Source organism: Pseudomonas triclosanedens, from assembly GCF_026686735.1.
Lineage (GTDB): Bacteria > Pseudomonadota > Gammaproteobacteria > Pseudomonadales > Pseudomonadaceae > Pseudomonas > Pseudomonas triclosanedens.
This window is the reverse complement of the sequence record NZ_CP113432.1, coordinates 5,284,075-5,296,356: the sequence shown is the minus strand read 5'-3', so window position 1 is coordinate 5,296,356 and position 12,282 is coordinate 5,284,075. Positions and strand designations below refer to the sequence as shown.

Here is a 12,282-nt window from a genome sequence, read left to right as displayed (position 1 = left end):
GTACCCGTAGGCGGGCCTGCGATACCCATCGATTCGGTGCGCAGACGGCATGGGTATGGCTGCGCTGTCCCCATACCGCATGCCTGGGGTCCGGCTCAGTTGCTTGCCAGCCACTGGGCGATGCGCGGCCAGATTTCCAGGCTGGCGTTGCGCGAGAGCAGCAGGCGGTTGTGGCTGTAGTCCTCGCGGAAGCCGTTCGCCTGCCCGCATAGCAGCCATTGCGCCTGCGGCGTGGCGAAGGCTTCCACCAGTGCCCGGCAACCCGCCTGCGGTGCGATGAAGCGGTCTCCGCTGCCGGCCAGGCCCAGTACCGGGATGGCGATGCCGGCAAGCCCGGCCAGATAGTCGAAGCCGTCCAGCGAGTCGAAGCGCCGGCGCAGGTTCCATTGGCACCACTGGCGCATCAGCCGTGCGCTTTCCGCTTCCGGCCCTACGTTCTTCGGTCGGCTTGGGGCGATACGCTGCCAGCGCAGGACCCAGTCGAACGCCTGGATAGACAGGCGATGGCGAAGACTGGTTCCGGCGGCGGTAGCCTGGGAACCCAGCAGAACCATCGCGCGCAGGCGCCGCTCGGCCAGCCGTGGGTTACGCGCGGCCCACATGGAGGCGATCAGTCCGCCGCCGGAGTGGCCGATCCAGGCCGGCGCGGCCTGCCCGCTACGCTGCCTGACCGCATCGAGAATCGCCGGCACGTCGTATTCGGCGACATCGTCGAAGCTGTGGAGGAAGTCGTTGCGTTCGCTGTCGCCGTGGCCGCGCCAGTCGAACAGCCAGCAGGCGAAGCCCTGGGCACCGAGGTAGTTGGCCAACCCGAGGCAACTGCGATGGTTGGAGAAGGTGCCGTGGGTGAGGATCACCGGCGGGCCGTTCTCCGGGCCGATGCGCCGCAGCGCGAGGTTGATGCCGTCGACTGTGCGGATCAGTTCCGGCGCGGGGAGGGCGGGTTCGGCGGCGGTCATGGCGAGCATCCTGACTGGGGGCGACCCATGCTGCTCCGGCGCGTTTTCCGGAGCAATCCCGCCAGGTCACTTCGTCGCTTTCAGCACCACGAATTTCGGATTCGCCGCCACCTGGTCGACGCCGCGGAACAGGCGTTTGAGCTTGGCGTGGTAGCCCAGGTGACGGTTGCCGACGATCCACAGCTCGCCGCCGGTGACCAGCGCCGCACGGGCCTGCTGGAACATGCGCCAGGCGAGGAAGTCGCCGACCACCTGCTGCTGGTGGAAGGGTGGGTTGCACAGCACGAGGTCCAGCGAGTCCGCCGGCTGGCCGGCCAGGCCGTCGTCGGCATGGATATCCACGGGGCGCTCGCCCAGGGCGGCCAGCCAGTTTTCCCGCGCCGACTGCACGGCCATGTAGGACTCGTCCACCAGCGTCAGTTCGGCCTGCGGATTGGCCAGGGCGAAGGCGATGCCCAGGACGCCGTTGCCACAGCCCAGGTCGGCGGCCCGCACGGCGTGGTGGAAGTGCGGCAGGTGCGGGAGGAAGGCGCGGGTGCCGATGTCCAGGCCGTCGCGGCAGAACACGTTGGCGTGGTTGAGCAGGGTGAGTGGAGGCTTGTCCAGGCGGTAGCGCGTGGGGTAGGGCGAGGCCGGTGCCGGACGTTGCTCGGCGCTGGCGATCAGCAGTCGGGCCTTCTTCACCGCCAACGAGGCGTGCATCGGGCCGATGTATTTTTCCAGCAGGTCGCCGGCGGCGCGTGGCAGGTGCTTGATCATGCCGGCGGCGACTACCTTCGCGCCCTGCGCCAGTTGGCCGTGCAGGCGAATCAGTTGTTCTTCCAGTAGCGCGAGGGTCTTGGGTACGCGCACCAGTACGTGGTCGAACGGCCCCTGCGGTCTTTCGCTGGCGGGTACGAAGGCCAGCGGGACGGCGCCCAAACCGTTGCGTTCGAGGTTGCGCTGCAGGGCAATGTAGCCCAGGTGCGAGTCGCCGCTGCTGGTCAGGCAAACATGGGGTGCGAGGCTGGCAGCGAGTGCGCCGAAGCTGTCGTTGAGCACCAGCACCCGGCTTTGCGTGCTGACGCCCTGGTCGTGCAGGTGGCTGAGCAGATACTCGTCCGCCGCGTCGAAGGCCTGCAGAGGCTCGCCCTGCTGTTCGGGATGGCGGACCAGATCGAGCTGGGCAAAAGGACTGGCGAGGACGGGCATGGGGCTCTCGAAGGAAATATGGGGTGATTCTTGACTTGACGTTCGATGCAACGGGTTTTGGACGGCCGCAATGCGGTTGTCATGAATCTGAGACGTGGTTGGCTGTCGGCTGCTTGTGCGGACCCGCGTAATATCGAAAAATTATCGCCTATCCGCCCCGCGTTCGTCTGCGTGGCGGCTTACCAATAATAACCGGGCGTCCTTAGCGACCCGGTAGGGCCAGCTCCCGGGACCATCTCCCGCCGACCTTGCGGCCACCTCCTGACAAGTCTTCACGGAACCTCGACACGCGAGCCCGCTCGCGCGCCGGGCTATTGCCATTGCATAAGGATATCGATGTACAAGTCGTTTTTCGGGGTGGCGCTGTCCGCTCTGTTCACCCTGGCCCAGCCGGTTTTCGCCGATGAGCCGATCCTGATCAAGTTCTCCCATGTAGTTGCCGACGACACCCCGAAAGGGCGCGGTGCGCTGCTGTTCAAGAAGCTGGTGGAGGAGCGTCTGGCCGGCCAGGTGAAGGTCGAGGTATTCCCCAATTCCACGCTGTACGGCGATGCCGAAGAGTTGCAGGCGCTGCGCGACGGCAAGGTGCAGATGCTGGCGCCGTCGCTGTCGAAGTTCGAGGGATACACCAAGCAGTTGGACGTCTTCGACCTGCCGTTCCTGTTCGATGACCTGGAGGCGGTGAAGCGCTTCCAGAAGCGCGACAAGAGCCGCGAGCTGCTGCGCTCGATGGCCACGTCGGGCATCTATGGGCTGGCCTACTGGAACAACGGCATGAAGCAGCTCTCCGCCAACCGCGAACTGCGCGCACCCGCCGATGCCAAGGGCCTGAGCTTCCGCATCCAGCCGTCGTCGGTACTCGACGCGCAGTTCGGCCTGCTCGACGCCAAGGCCGTCCGGCTGCCCTTCGCCGAGACCTTCAAGGCGCTGCAGGACGGCAAGGTGCAGGGCACCGAGAACACCTGGTCGAACATCGGCAGCCAGAAGCTCGACAGCGTGCAGCCGTTCATCACCGAAACCAACCACGGCGTGCTCAGCTATATGCTGATCAGCAACCAGAAGTTCTGGAACAGCATGCCTTACCCGGTACGCACTCAACTGGAGGCGATCAGGAGGAGGTGACGGTTGAGGTAAACAAGGACGCCGAAGCACTGAATCAGAAGGAACGCGAGCGCGTGCTGGCCAATGGCAAGGCACACATTGTCAGCCTGACCCCGGTCGAGCGCGAGGCCTGGCGCACCGCCATGCAGCCGCTGTGGAAGCAGTTCGAGGGCGAGATCGGCAGCGACGTGCTGCGCGCTGCCCAGGTGGTCAACCGCAAGCGCTGATTCCTGGCAGGCCCCGGTGCGGGGAAATCGGTTACGGTCGGCCTGGTGTTGGCCGTGATCGCTTGCGTGGAGGATGACCACAAGCCTTGCGGGTGTTTCTGGCGCCGCCAATACGGGAAAATGATCGGGTCCCTGCAAGAGGAGCGGACGATGACCGCCAGCGAAGAGAAGTTCACCCGCCAGACCCTGCTGGAAGTGCAGACTCTGACGCCCAGCCTGTTCACCCTGCGCACTACCCGCGACAGCGGCTACCGCTTCCGTGCCGGGCAGTTCGCCCGCCTGGGCGCGTACAAGCCCGGCGGCAGCATCGTCTGGCGCGCCTACTCGATGGTGTCGGCGCCCCACGACGATTTTCTCGAATTCTTCTCCATCGTCGTTCCGGGCGGGGAGTTCACCAGCGAGCTCAGCCGGCTGCGAGTCGGCGACCAGTTGCTGGTGGACCGCCAATCCTTCGGTTTCCTGACCCTCGACCGCTTCCCCGATGGCCGCGATCTCTGGATGCTCGCCACCGGCACCGGCCTCGCCCCGTTCCTGTCGATCCTGCAGGACTTCGAAGTGTGGGAGCGCTTCGAGACCATCAAGCTGGTCTACAGCGCCCGTGAGGAAAAGGAGCTCGCCTATCGCGACCTGATCGCCAGCCTCGGCGGGATGGAGCACCTGGCAGAGTACTTCCACAAGCTGCAGTTCATTCCGGTGGTCACCCGCGAGCAGATCCCCGGCTGCCTGAATGCGCGGATCACCACGCTGATCGAGAACGGCGAGCTGGAGCGCGCTGCCGGGCTGGAGCTCACGCCGGAACATTCGCGGGTGATGCTCTGCGGCAATCCGCAGATGATCGAAGACACGCGGGCGGTACTCAAGGCACGTGGCATGAGCCTGGCGCTGACGCGCAAGCCCGGCCAGATCGCGGTGGAGAACTATTGGTAACGGCGCTTCGATAGATTTTGAAAAGATTGTCCACTTAGGAGGCGGGCGCTTTGACCGTAGGATAAGCGTTCGTTTTCCCTTCACTGGACCCTGATGGACAGTCAAAGTACCACGCCGACCCCGGTAGCTCCGGTGGCCGGCGAACCTCCCCCGGCATCCGCGTTCGCGAATGATGCTACCCAGCCTGCCACGGCGCGTACCCAGCGAGGTCGACCGATATGGAATGGCTGATGGACCCCACGGCCTGGCTCGGCCTGCTCACCCTGATCCTGCTGGAGCTGGTGCTGGGCATCGACAACCTCGTCTTCATTGCGATCCTCGCGGACAAGCTGCCGCCGCACCTGCGTGATCGCGCGCGGCTGATCGGCCTGTCGCTGGCGCTGTTGATGCGCCTGGGCCTGCTGGCCAGCATCTCGTGGCTGGTGACGCTGACCGCGCCGCTGATCGAAGTGTTCGGCAAGACCTTCTCCGGACGCGACCTGATCATGCTGTTCGGTGGTCTGTTCCTGTTGTTCAAGGCGACCCTCGAACTGCACGAGCGCCTGGAGGGCCGCGTGCATCAGGCCGGGGGCAAGCGCGTGTACGCGGCCTTCTGGCCGGTGGTGGCACAGATCGTGGTGCTTGACGCGGTGTTCTCCCTCGATGCGGTGATCACGGCTGTGGGCATGGTCGACCAGTTGGAAGTGATGATGATCGCGGTCATCTTCTCCATCGGTCTGATGATGGTCGCCAGCAAGCCGCTGACGCGTTTCGTCAATGAACACCCGACGGTGATCATGCTGTGCCTGGGCTTCCTGCTGATGATCGGTTTCAGCCTGACCGCCGAGGGGCTGGGCTTCCATATTCCGAAAGGCTATCTGTACGCCGCCATCGGCTTCAGCCTGCTGATCGAGATGGCCAACCAACTGGTACGCTGGCGCCGCCAGAAGAGCCTGCGCGGCCAGCGTGGCCTGCGCCAGCGGACCGCCCATGCGGTGCTGCGCCTGATGGGTGGCAAGGTCGAGGCCGATGAAGTCGGTGATGAAATCGCCGACATGGTGGGCCCGGACGATGGCGGCGATGCGCCGTTCCACCGTCGCGAGCGAGTGATGATCAGCGGTGTGCTGGGCCTGGCCGAGCGCCCGGTGAAGGCGGTGATGATCGACCGCCAGCGCGTGCACCGCGTGGACGTGGCCGACAGCCCGGAGAACATTCGCCGTGCGCTGCTGGAGTCGCCGTACTCGCGCCTGCTGGTGATCCGTGACGGCAATATCGACGAGCCGCTGGGCTTCGTGCACAAGAAGGAGCTGTTCGCCGATCTGCTGCAAGGCCGCGAGCTGGACATCCTGCCGCTGCTGCGCGAGCCGCTGAGCCTGCCGGACAGCAGCACGGTGCTGAGCGCGCTGGAGCAGATGCGCGAGGCGTCGACTCACCTGGCCTTCGTGGTCAACGAGTTCGGCGGCTTCGAAGGCATGCTCAGCCTGACCGACGTGCTGGAGGCCATCGCCGGCGAACTGCCGGACGCCAGCGAGGTGTCCGGTACGGATATCGAAGCGGATTCGCGCGGCTATCGCGTGGACGGTGCGGTAACGCTGGCAGCGTTGGCCGAGCGGGTGGGCTTCCATGCCCGCCCGACCGCGGAGTATCAGACCCTGGGTGGCCTGGCGCTGAAGCACCTTGGCCGCTTGCCGGCCAAGGGCGATACGCTGGAGCTGGGCGGCTGGCACCTTGAGGTGCTCGATGTCAGCGAGCGCCGGATCGGCCACCTGCTGCTCATACCGCCGGCCTGACGGACCGCGGCGGCTCAGGGAGCGCGGTTACGCTGCTCCTTGAGCAGGTCGCGGATTTCGCTCAGCAGTTCCTGGTCCTTGGTCGGTGCGGCTGGCGCGGCTTCTTCTTCGCGCTTGAAGCGGTTGATCGCCTTCACGCCCATGAAGATGGCGAAGGCCACGATCAGGAAGTCCAGGCAGGTCTGGATGAATTTGCCGTAGGCCAACACCACCGCGGGTGTGGTGCCTTCGGCGGCCTTGAGGGTGATCGCCAGGTCGGAGAAATCCACCCCTCCGATCAGCAGGCCGATGGGCGGCATGATCACGTCGCCGACGAAGGACGAGACGATCTTGCCGAATGCGGCGCCGATGATGATACCGACGGCCATGTCGACCACGTTGCCCTTGACGGCGAAGGCCTTGAATTCGCTTAACAGACTCATGCGTGAACTCCTTGTAACGGAAAGAGGGACAGGGGCAGTTTAGCGGTCCGCCGTGATGCGAGCACCTTCAATTGCCGTGACCAGCGGCGTTGGGACGTGCGTTCCGGTGGTCTAGGCTTAGTGGGCAACCCACCCGCAGAGGAGGCCTGTCATGCCGCTCGAGCACCATCCGCTAGTCCGCGAGTTTCCCGACCAGAAGGCTCTGATGACCCGGTTGCATGGGAACGACGCCCATTTCACCAGGCTGGCCGCCAGCTACGAGGAACTGGACCGCAAGATCTACGACATCGAGGACGGCCGTGAGGCGATGGACGACCTCTCTCTCAACTCCCTCAAGCTGCAGCGCGTGACGTTGAAGGACGAGATCGCCGACCTGCTCAGGCGATCCTCCTGAGCTTGATTGAAGTCAAGGGTGTGGGGGGGAGCGAGGCGTAGGCTCCTGTCATCTTTTTCCTGCTGGTGCCACCGCCATGCGCAAATCCATCTCCACTCTCGGCAAGTCCTCCGTCAAATCCCGCGATGCCCTGCGAGCGCAGGAACGCCTGGTCCGGCTGAAGTTGCAGTACGAGTTGCTGGACCAGCGTATCGGTCGCGTGGAGGAGGGCATCGAGCGCCCCGAATGTACCTTGGCTTCGCTGCTGATGCGCCGCGAAAGCCTCAAGCACGACATGGAGTGCCAGTATCGCCGCTTGGCGGGCTGATACGCTCCGGCTCCACCGCGAAGGAGCGAGTCGTGCTCGCGCGCCGCGCAAGCTGCGCTCCTTCCTCTGATTCTACGTATTCCGCTCTCGTTCGAGAGATCGAAAACAGGTCCTGAAGCGCCTGGCCCGATTGGCTATGATGCGTGCTTTGTCTTCGACGGAGTCCGCCAATGGCCAAGGCCAAGCGCATGTACGGCTGCACCGAGTGCGGCGCCACCTATCCGAAATGGGCTGGCCAGTGCCCTGATTGCGGCGCCTGGAACACCCTGGTCGAGACCGTCGTCGACGCCACGCCCACCGGCGGCTCCGGCAGCAGTTCCGGGCGCGGCGGCTGGGCCGGGCAGCAGGCCAACATCAAGACCCTTGCCGAAGTCAGCGTCGAAGAGATGCCTCGTTTCTCCACCGCCTCGGCGGAACTGGACCGCGTGCTCGGCGGCGGGCTGGTCGATGGTTCGGTGGTGCTGATCGGCGGCGACCCAGGTATCGGCAAGTCCACCATCCTCCTGCAAACCCTCTGCAACATCGCCACGCGCCTGCCGGCGCTCTACGTCACCGGCGAAGAGTCCCAGCAGCAGGTCGCCATGCGCGCCCGCCGCTTGGGCCTGCCGGAAGACAAGCTCAAGGTGATGACCGAGACCTGCATCGAAAGCATCATCGCCACGGCGCGCCAGGAGCGGCCGAAAGTGATGGTGATCGACTCGATCCAGACCATCTTCACCGAACAACTGCAATCGGCCCCGGGCGGTGTCGCCCAGGTGCGCGAGAGCGCAGCACTGCTGGTGCGCTTCGCCAAGCAGAGCGGTACCTCGATCTTCCTGGTTGGTCACGTCACCAAGGAGGGCGCGCTCGCCGGCCCGCGCGTGCTGGAGCACATGGTCGACACCGTGCTGTATTTCGAGGGCGAGTCCGATGGCCGCCTGCGCCTCTTGCGCGCGGTGAAGAACCGCTTCGGCGCGGTCAACGAGCTGGGTGTGTTCGCCATGACCGACCGCGGATTGAAGGAGGTCTCCAACCCATCGGCGATCTTCCTCACCCGCGCCCAGGAGTCGGTGCCCGGCAGCGTGGTGATGGCCACCTGGGAAGGCTCGCGGCCGATGCTGGTGGAGGTGCAGGCGCTGGTGGACACCAGCCACCTGGCCAACCCTCGCCGCGTCACCCTGGGCCTGGACCAGAACCGCCTGGCGATGCTGCTGGCGGTGCTGCACCGCCACGGCGGCATCCCCACCTACGACCAGGACGTGTTCCTCAACGTGGTGGGGGGAGTGAAGGTGCTGGAGACGGCGTCGGACCTGGCCTTGATGGCGGCGGTGATGTCCAGTCTGCGCAACCGGCCGCTGGATCACCAGTTGCTGGTGTTCGGCGAGGTGGGTTTGTCCGGCGAGGTGCGTCCGGTACCCAGTGGCCAGGAGCGTCTCAAGGAGGCTGCCAAGCATGGCTTCAAGCGCGCCATCGTGCCCAAGGGCAATGCGCCGAAGGAATCGCCGCCTGGCTTGCAGGTCATCGCCGTGACGCGCCTGGAGCAGGCGCTCGACGCGCTGTTCGAGTAAGGTCTGCGCGGATGGCTCGGTTCCCGCTTAATGCCGGGCCCCGTTCGTGATCGGATACGCAGGATGGGTGGAGCGTAGCGATGCCCACCAGGAGCCGCGTGCGGGGGATGCTGGAGCAGGCCCCGCTCAATGCTCGCCCAGCAGCGTCAGCTCGCGTTCCAGCAGGGTTTCGTCGCCGAGGTTGAGCTCCACCAGGCGGCGCAGGTGGCTGATCGAGTCGAGGTCAATATGCCGGCAGGTGAAGCCCAGCAGCCCCTCGCGCTCCCACGCCAGGTCCGCTTCCATGTACACGTTGGCATCGAAGCCCAGGTAGATGCGTACCTGAAGCGGCTCGCCGGCTACCACATCCCAGTGTTCGGGGCGCTCGACCAGCAGCCCCTGCAATGACAGGTCCAGCAGGGCGACCTTCCAGCGCCGGTCGCCCTGGCTGATTTCTGTCCCTGCATCGAAGGCGATGCGTTGAAAGCGCCGCCGCTCGGCATGATCGTCGCTCATGTCCTGGTACTCCGGCCAATCGGGTTCGCCTCACTATAGACAAGCACCGGTCAACATGTCCTACCGGTGTTTAGGAGGATTTACCCGACCGGCAAGCCTGCTTCCGGTTTGACAGGTAGCCGCCCCTCGCCAAAGCTCCTTGGGCGGAAATCAAACACTCAACTGCGGAGCGCAGAGCATGGACAAGAAACTCCTGAGCAAGGGGCTGATCTTTGGTGTTTTGAGCGCTGCCAGCCTGTTGGCGCAAGCTGACGAGGCAGGGCAGAGCGGCAAGGGTTGCGGGTGGGGCAACATGGCATTCGAAGGTCAGCGTGGCCTGTTCCCGCACCTGTTGGCCACTACCACCAACGGCACTTCCGGCAACGCCACCTTCGGCCTTACCTCCGGTACCAACGGTTGTGACGCCAACCAGCGCATCACCTATGGCGGTCGCTCGATCTTCGCCATGAATGGCATGCTCGACAACATCGCCGAAGACATGGCCAAGGGGCATGGCGAGGCGCTGGATGCCTATGCTGTCCTGCTGGGCGTTCCGACCAAGGATCGCGCGCACTTCGCCCAGGTGACTCAACAGCACTACGGAGAAATCTTCGCTGCCCAGAACACCACGGGCGAACAAGTGCTGAACAACACCCTGGAAGTCATGAGCCGCGACCAGGTTCTTTCGCGCTACGCCAAGCAGCCGGTCTGATCCAGAACCGCTCGTACGAGCCCGCCTACCAGGCGGGCTTTTCTTTTGGGCAGGGTGGCCGGCGCGTTTCGACGTCCGGCAATAAGCACGTAACCGCTCTAGACTAAGGTCGTATGAATGGGTCGTGGGAAAAGACTAGAATTTTTCTGCGAATTCTCGCCTTCAAACTGTCGGAAGCCTCGCTATGAACAATAACAACAACCTGCTGCGTCACCTCGCATGGCTGGTGGTGGCGATAGTCGGTGCCTTTGCATTAGGAGTCGTGGCGCTTCGCCGCGGCGAAGCCATCAATGCGCTGTGGATCGTCGTCGCAGCCGTTGCCATCTACCTGGTTGCGTACCGCTATTACAGTCTGTTCATCGCCACCAAGGTGATGCAGCTCGACCCCAATCGAGCGACCCCCGCGGTCCTCAATAACGATGGCCTGGACTACGTCCCGACCAACAAGCACATCCTTTTCGGTCACCACTTCGCCGCCATCGCTGGCGCCGGCCCGCTGGTCGGTCCCGTGCTCGCGGCGCAGATGGGCTACCTGCCCGGCACGCTCTGGCTGATCGCCGGTGTGGTGCTGGCTGGCGCCGTCCAGGACTTCATGGTCCTGTTCATTTCCAGCCGGCGCAACGGTCGCTCGCTGGGTGAGCTGGTACGCGAGGAAATGGGGCAGGTGGCGGGGACCATCGCTCTGTTCGGCGCATTCCTGATCATGATCATCATCCTCGCGGTACTCGCCCTGATCGTGGTGAAGGCCTTGGCCGAGAGCCCGTGGGGCATGTTCACCGTGATGGCGACCATCCCGATCGCGATTCTCATGGGTGTGTACATGCGCTACATCCGCCCAGGCCGTATTGGCGAGATTTCCGTGGTTGGCGTGGCCCTGCTGCTGGGTTCGATCTGGCTGGGCGGGCAAGTCGCCGCCAGTCCGGAATGGGCTCCGGTGTTCACCTTCCACGGCGTGCAGATCGTCTGGATGCTGATCGCCTACGGTGCCATCGCCTCGGTGCTGCCGGTATGGCTGCTGCTGGCGCCGCGGGACTATCTGTCGACCTTCCTCAAGATCGGCACCATCGTCGCCCTGGCCATCGGCATCCTGATCGTCTCGCCGGAGCTGAAGATGCCTGCCCTGACCCAGTTCACCGACGGCACCGGCCCGGTGTGGAAGGGCGGCCTGTTCCCGTTCCTGTTCATCACCATCGCCTGTGGTGCCGTTTCCGGCTTCCACGCGCTGATCTCCTCGGGCACCACGCCCAAGCTGCTCAACCGTGAACCCGATGCACGCTACATCGGCTACGGCGGCATGCTGATGGAGTCCTTCGTGGCCATCATGGCAATGGTCGCTGCCTCGGTGATCGAGCCGGGCATCTACTTCGCCATGAACAGCCCGCCGGCTGTGGTCGGTACCGACGTCAACGCGGTAGCCGCCACTGTCAGCAGCTGGGGCTTCGTGATTTCTCCGGAGGTGCTGACCCAGACCGCCAAGGATATCGGCGAAACCACCATCCTCGCCCGTGCCGGTGGCGCGCCGACGCTTGCCGTGGGCATTGCGCACATCCTTCACCAGGTGCTGCCGGGTGAGAACACGATGGCCTTCTGGTACCACTTCGCGATTCTCTTCGAGGCGCTGTTCATCCTCACCGCGGTGGATGCCGGCACCCGTGCCGGTCGCTTCATGCTGCAGGACCTGCTGGGCAACTTCGTGCCGGCCCTGAAGAAAACCGACTCCTGGGGCGCCAACATCGTCGGTACCGGCGGCTGCGTGGCCCTGTGGGGCTGGCTGCTGTACCAGGGCGTGGTGGACCCGCTGGGCGGCATCAATACCTTGTGGCCGCTGTTCGGCATCTCCAACCAGATGCTTGCCGGTATCGCGTTGATGCTCGCTACCGTCGTGCTGATCAAGATGAAGCGCCAGCAGTACGTCTGGGTGACCGCGCTGCCGGCTGCCTGGCTGCTGATCTGCACCACTACAGCCGGCCTGATCAAGATCTTCGACAGCAACCCGGCGGTCGGCTTCATCGCCCTCGGCAAGAAGTACTCGGCGGGCCTGGATGCCGGGCAGATCATCGCCCCGGCCAAGGACATCGGCCAGATGCAGCACGTGATGATGAACGCCTACATCAATGCCGGCCTCACCGTGCTGTTCCTGCTGGTGGTGTTCAGCGTGCTGGTGTACGCCATCAAGGTAGGCGCCAGCGCCTGGAGCAAGAAGGAGCGCACCGACAATGAGGCTCCGTTCCAGCCGATCCCGGACGCCTGAC

At 64.6% G+C, this 12,282-nt stretch carries 11 protein-coding genes and 1 pseudogene; 8 read left to right on the top strand and 4 right to left on the bottom strand.

The features are described from left to right. Positions 1-95: 95 nt before the first annotated feature. A complete protein-coding gene (locus OU419_RS24540) occupies positions 96-959 on the bottom strand; it encodes an alpha/beta fold hydrolase (RefSeq protein ID WP_254472497.1) in 864 nt (287 codons plus the stop codon). A gap of 66 nt (positions 960-1,025) precedes the next feature. After that, positions 1,026-2,150 carry a methyltransferase gene (locus OU419_RS24535; protein WP_254472498.1) on the bottom strand — a complete coding sequence of 375 codons (1,125 nt, stop codon included), beginning with the start codon at positions 2,148-2,150 and terminating at the stop codon, positions 1,026-1,028. A gap of 336 nt (positions 2,151-2,486) precedes the next feature. On the opposite strand from OU419_RS24535, the pseudogene OU419_RS24530 reads away from it, so the two are divergent. The 3 genes and pseudogenes from OU419_RS24530 to OU419_RS24520 all read left to right on the top strand — a co-directional run bounded on the left by OU419_RS24530 (position 2,487) and on the right by OU419_RS24520 (position 6,174). Then, a pseudogene (locus tag OU419_RS24530) lies at positions 2,487-3,478 on the top strand (TRAP transporter substrate-binding protein). Positions 3,479-3,628: 150 nt separating this feature from the next. Then, complete coding sequence (locus tag OU419_RS24525; protein WP_254472499.1) at positions 3,629-4,405, top strand: ferredoxin--NADP reductase; 777 nt, start codon at positions 3,629-3,631, stop codon at positions 4,403-4,405. Between the two features lie 218 nt (positions 4,406-4,623). Then, the gene (locus OU419_RS24520; protein ID WP_254472500.1) at positions 4,624-6,174 is read left to right on the top strand and encodes a TerC family protein; all 1,551 of its coding nucleotides are present in this window, start codon (positions 4,624-4,626) and stop codon (positions 6,172-6,174) included. A gap of 14 nt (positions 6,175-6,188) precedes the next feature. Here OU419_RS24520 and mscL read toward each other — a convergent pair whose 3' ends face one another. Continuing rightward, a complete protein-coding gene (gene mscL, locus OU419_RS24515; RefSeq protein WP_254472501.1) occupies positions 6,189-6,596 on the bottom strand; it encodes a large-conductance mechanosensitive channel protein MscL in 408 nt (135 codons plus the stop codon). Positions 6,597-6,747: 151 nt separating this feature from the next. Here mscL and OU419_RS24510 point away from each other — a divergent pair, with 151 nt between their 5' ends. The 3 genes from OU419_RS24510 (at position 6,748) to radA (ending at position 8,844) form a co-directional block, all read left to right on the top strand. Continuing rightward, a complete protein-coding gene (locus OU419_RS24510; RefSeq protein ID WP_254472502.1) occupies positions 6,748-6,990 on the top strand; it encodes a YdcH family protein in 243 nt (80 codons plus the stop codon). Positions 6,991-7,066: 76 nt separating this feature from the next. Beyond that, complete coding sequence (locus tag OU419_RS24505; RefSeq protein ID WP_254472503.1) at positions 7,067-7,297, top strand: hypothetical protein; 231 nt, start codon at positions 7,067-7,069, stop codon at positions 7,295-7,297. Positions 7,298-7,467: 170 nt separating this feature from the next. After that, positions 7,468-8,844, top strand: a complete 1,377-nt coding sequence (gene radA / locus OU419_RS24500; protein ID WP_254472504.1) for a DNA repair protein RadA — start codon at positions 7,468-7,470, stop codon at positions 8,842-8,844. 126 nt (positions 8,845-8,970) lie between these two features. On the opposite strand, the gene OU419_RS24495 is transcribed toward radA, so the two are convergent. After that, positions 8,971-9,339 carry a PilZ domain-containing protein gene (locus OU419_RS24495; RefSeq protein WP_254472505.1) on the bottom strand — a complete coding sequence of 123 codons (369 nt, stop codon included), beginning with the start codon at positions 9,337-9,339 and terminating at the stop codon, positions 8,971-8,973. Positions 9,340-9,517: 178 nt separating this feature from the next. On the opposite strand from OU419_RS24495, the gene OU419_RS24490 reads away from it, so the two are divergent. Together OU419_RS24490 and OU419_RS24485 are read left to right on the top strand one after the other, a co-directional pair. Next, complete coding sequence (locus OU419_RS24490) at positions 9,518-10,030, top strand: DUF3015 domain-containing protein (protein ID WP_254472506.1); 513 nt, start codon at positions 9,518-9,520, stop codon at positions 10,028-10,030. A gap of 184 nt (positions 10,031-10,214) precedes the next feature. Next, a complete protein-coding gene (locus OU419_RS24485; RefSeq protein WP_254472507.1) occupies positions 10,215-12,281 on the top strand; it encodes a carbon starvation CstA family protein in 2,067 nt (688 codons plus the stop codon). Position 12,282 lies beyond the last annotated feature (1 nt).